At 53.2% G+C, this 4266-nt stretch carries 5 protein-coding genes; all 5 read right to left on the minus strand.

Features of this window, described 5'->3' with window-relative positions; translation table 11 throughout:
• A partial coding sequence (locus Q0683_RS04525) for a cation diffusion facilitator family transporter (RefSeq protein WP_366142726.1) occupies positions 1–848 on the minus strand: 848 nt, incomplete at its 3' end.
• Positions 845–2146 carry a carboxyl-terminal processing protease CtpC gene (gene ctpC, locus Q0683_RS04530; protein ID WP_298615612.1) on the minus strand — a complete coding sequence of 434 codons (1302 nt, stop codon included), beginning with the start codon at positions 2144–2146 and terminating at the stop codon, positions 845–847. The genes Q0683_RS04525 and ctpC, both read right to left, overlap by 4 nt.
• Positions 2147–2262: 116 nt before the next feature.
• Positions 2263–2601 carry a hypothetical protein gene (locus Q0683_RS04535; protein ID WP_298615614.1) on the minus strand — a complete coding sequence of 113 codons (339 nt, stop codon included), beginning with the start codon at positions 2599–2601 and terminating at the stop codon, positions 2263–2265.
• Positions 2602–2669: 68 nt separating this feature from the next.
• A complete protein-coding gene (gene argB / locus Q0683_RS04540) occupies positions 2670–3557 on the minus strand; it encodes an acetylglutamate kinase (protein ID WP_298615616.1) in 888 nt (295 codons plus the stop codon).
• 19 nt (positions 3558–3576) lie between these two features.
• Positions 3577–4047 (minus strand): SRPBCC family protein, encoded by a 471-nt coding sequence (locus Q0683_RS04545; protein WP_298617934.1) that lies wholly within the window; start codon positions 4045–4047, stop codon positions 3577–3579.
• Positions 4048–4266 lie beyond the last annotated feature (219 nt).

Consider the following 4266-nt stretch of genomic DNA (forward strand, 5'->3'; position numbering starts at 1 on the left):
GCCGGTCCATAGCGGTCTTCTAGGAGTATCTCAATCTGCTCGGTAATGGCATGGGCAGTGGGAATATCTTCGGCTTCGACGATTAAGTGCATCTCAATAAACACTTGGCGTCCCACCATTCCCCGCGAGCTAATGTCATGGCAATTCACCACACCGGGCACGGTCATCACTAGCTCATGAATGGCCTCAGGGGCGATCGCCACCTCATCCACCAGCCAAGGAATGTTGCTCTTGAGGACTTCCCAAGTACTCCAAAACACAAGGGCAGCCACCGGAAAGGCCAGCACTACATCCAACCAATCCCAGTTGAACGTCCAAACGCCAATTAACCCCAACAGAACTATAATAGTTGTCCAGACATCGCTCAGTGTGTGTTTGGCGTCGGCAATGAGGATAGAATTATTCAGCTTGCGCCCCATGTGGTGCTCATAAAGGGTCAGGCCAATATTCATGCCAAGGACGAGAATCACAATCCACAGCTCTACCCCTGTGAGTGTTACAGCACTGCTTTGATGCAGCAGGCGTTCAACAGCACTGCGTAAAATTTCAAGGCAAACCATGCCCAAGAAGGCAGCAATTCCCAGGGCACCAAGGGCTTCAAACTTTTGGTGACCATAGGGATGATCGCGATCGGGATGGGGGCTGGCCCACTGCATGGCCACTAAGCCCAAGATGCTACTTCCTGCATCGGTGAGACTATGCAGAGCATCGGCCTGTAAACTGAGGGAGTGACTGAGAATGCCAACAGTGGCTTTAATAACCGTTAGGGTGAAATTGACCCCTAATGCCAAGAACAATACCCGCTGAGCTTGTCGGCGGTGGTCGGCCACGGTGATCACCAAACTCAAGGCTTAGTCGGCTGGGCAGGTCGCGCTGATTGGGTATTGCGTCGCTCCGCTAGAATGCGTTCATTGAGTACAGCCAGTGCCCGTGTAAATTGAGGATCGCGATCGCTGGCAATGTCATCGCGAGTCAGTTGCTCCCGCTGCTGCTCAGTTAGTTTAACTTCAATGTCGGGTTCAATGCCCTTCTTGTTAATATCGCGGCCACTGGGGGTAAAGTACTTGGCAACTGTCACCGCAATCCCTGCCCCTTCACCCACCGGCTGGACAGACTGCACCAAGCCTTTCCCAAAGGTGCGCGTTCCCACCAACACGGCACGGCCATTGTCCTGTAGGGCACCCGCTAGGATTTCACTGGCACTGGCAGAGCCTCCATCTATAAGTACCACCAGAGGTTTATTCGTTAAGAAGCCGCGACCCGCGCGCAAGCGCTCTGCTTCCCCTTGGCGGTTGACCGTAGAGACAATATCACCCTGCGGGAGGAACATGCGGGCAATTTCCGCGCTGGCAAACAGTAGCCCCCCCGGATTGGAGCGCAAGTCCAGAATATAGCCCTCCACCCCCTGCTTCTCTAGATCGCGAATGGCTGCCCGCATCTCCGCTGCGGCATTGGAGCTAAATGTAACTAGACGGATATAGCCCACACGCCCTTGGGGAGTTTGCCGGAGGCTGTAGCGGACGGGATGGATCTCGATACGGGCACGGGTAATCTCATAGTTCAAGACCTGGTTTCCCCGCTGGATTGTCAGGCGCACTTTTGTATTCACAGGGCCACGGATCATGCTGACTGCTTGGTTGAGATCCATGCCCTTGGTGGATTTACCGTCAATTTTCAGGATTACATCCTTGGCCATTAAGCCGGCCTGAGCCGCCGGACTTCCTTCAATGGGGGAAACCACGGTGATTTGCTTTGTTTTTTCATCTTGGGTAATGGTAATGCCTACCCCTGTGAGTTCACCGGAGGTTTCAATTTGCATGGAGCGAAACTGCTCCGGGTCCATAAAGCGGGTGTAGGGATCGTTGAGCTTCTCCAGCATTTCCCGTGCCGCTTTGTAGGCTTCCTCTGGTTTGGTGTAGGTACGGGAGAGAAACTCCCGCCGCACAGCACGCCAGTCATTGCCGTTGAAGGTGGCATCCACGTATTCACGGTCAATGACTTGCCACACTTCATCCACCAGTTCCTTGGGACTTTGGCGAAAACCTGCCAGGCTACGCGACCAGTGAAGACCCGCACCGGTAACAGCAACCAAGGCTGTCATAACCACTGTTGTGCTGACAACAAGTGTGCGGTGTGTGATTCCCATATGATTCGTCCTGAATTTTCGATCCTTTAGCCTACGCCCAATCTAGCATAAAGACTCGCCTTGGCTATGGGCGATCGCCGGCTAACTTTTCGACGCGCAGCGCAGACAAAAAGTGCCTAGATGCCTAGTTGTTGCCGAATGCAGTGGTTCACACTCTCATCCACCACTCGCTGCGCCTCCTGCTGGCGAGGAGACTGGGGTTGGCTGCCATTGGCAGCAAGGGTTTGAAAGTCGGCGTAGCTCACCCGCTGTTGGATATTGTTAATGGAGCACTGGCAAATGTTATTCATGAGTGCACGGGGGACAAAAGGCGCCGATCGCCGACCCCGCTCAATGCACATATCCATAAAAGTATTGACGGCCACTTGGGGGTAAGGTTGGGGAACTGCGTTTGCAGACCCTGGGAAGCTTGTTGCTAGACTGCCGGCAACTAACATTAAAGAGAGTAATTTCATAGGGAATAAATGCTGATGCTAAAACATCGGTGTCATACCCTAGGACGCACCGGTTTATGCAAAAAGTTTCAATTAGTGAAGGCACGATCGTAGGCGGCATGGGAACCCACTAACATTGAGCCAATGCCTGAATCGGTAAAAATTTCCAGCAAGAGGGCGTGGGGTACCCGACCGTCAATAATGTGAGCAGCTTTCACACCTTGAGCCAGCGATCGCACGCAACAGGTCACTTTGGGAATCATTCCCCCCGACACCACCCCCTCCTTGATCAATTGCCGCGCTTCGGCAATGTCAAGGCGATAAATGAGCGTACTGGGGTCGCGATAATCCCGTAAAATTCCTGCTGTGTCCGTCAGTAAAATCAGCTTTTCAGCCCCTAAGGCCGCGGCAATCTCGCCGGCAACCGTATCAGCATTGATGTTGTAGGCTTGCCCTGTCTCATCGGCTGCCACACTGGAAATCACGGGGATATATCCTTTCTCCACCAGCGCTGTAATCACACGGGTATCCACTCCTTGCACTTCGCCCACAAAGCCAATACCATCTTCCCCTTGGGCACGGGCACGAATCAGGTTGCCGTCTTTGCCACACAGACCCACCGCATTGCCGCCCGCTTGGTTGATGAGGGTCACAATTTCTTTGTTCACCCGACCCACCAAGACCATCTCCACCACATCCATAGTCGCGGCATCGGTTACCCGCAGCCCATTTTTGAATTGGGGTTCAATGTTGAGCTTGCTCAGCCAAGTATTGATCTCTGGGCCACCGCCATGAACCACCACCGGACGGATGCCCACATAGGAGAGAAAGACAATATCGCGAATGACGGAATCCTTGAGGTGCTCTTCCTTCATGGCGGCGCCGCCGTATTTGACGACAAAGGTGCGCCCGGCAAAAGCTTGGAGATAGGGCAGGGCTTCACTGAGAACACGAACGCGATCGCTATCGCTGAGCATAGAATTGTCTCTCGTCAATCTAAAAACCTAAACAGGGGTCAATGGGGGGCTTGGCAGAGGGGGGATCCTTCTCCGCAGCGATCGCCAAACGGGCGGCCAAGACTGCCGCATAATCGCGGATCAGTGACCAAATCAGCGGCGCAAGCCATCCCCGCAACATCACTGAGCAGGAAATCTGACTCCCGCAGACCGTAGATTCCAAACGATAGGTCACCCGTTCCTCTACCCCCGGCAAGACCAAAATGCGAATACTCAACAGCTTCCGCGGGGAGACACGCTCAACAAAAATCTGAATCGGCCAAGGAATCCACCGGGTCATGGCTTGGAAAATAAACCCCGGCTTGGGTACCAGTCCATAGGGCACATTCGTGCGCAAAATCAAGGGATGCCACGACACATCGGCCAAATTCACTACTTTGCGCCAGATCAAATCCACCGATGCAGAGCTAAGGGCTTGGTGGGTGACTGCCAACGGCCAACTGTAGGTCATTTGTTGTTTTTTCTTGTGTTGACGACGGCGATTGGCCACAGTCTCATTACCCTGATACTCTTGACGATATGGACACCAAAAAAGAATCAGAAGTTGTCCGCACTCTTTTGCTTACCCAAGAGCCTTATCTATATTAGAACGGAATTTTCCGAGCAGGGGTTTCGTAACCCTGTGTAACAATTACTTTTCTAGGCGCACAGCGTACCACTGAAGGTAGCC

The organism is uncultured Thermosynechococcus sp. (assembly GCF_938074695.1).
Classification (GTDB): Bacteria; Cyanobacteriota; Cyanobacteriia; order Thermosynechococcales; family Thermosynechococcaceae; genus Thermosynechococcus.

Excerpts from the sequence above, each read along its gene's own strand:
- argB (WP_298615616.1), bottom strand. The coding sequence starts at position 3,557 with ATGCTCAGCGATAGCGATCGCGTTCGTGTTCTCAGTGAAGCCCTGCCC.
- ctpC (WP_298615612.1), bottom strand. The coding sequence starts at position 2,146 with ATGGGAATCACACACCGCACACTTGTTGTCAGCACAACAGTGGTTATG.
- Q0683_RS04545 (WP_298617934.1), bottom strand. The coding sequence starts at position 4,047 with ATGACCTACAGTTGGCCGTTGGCAGTCACCCACCAAGCCCTTAGCTCT.
- Q0683_RS04535 (WP_298615614.1), bottom strand. The coding sequence starts at position 2,601 with ATGAAATTACTCTCTTTAATGTTAGTTGCCGGCAGTCTAGCAACAAGC.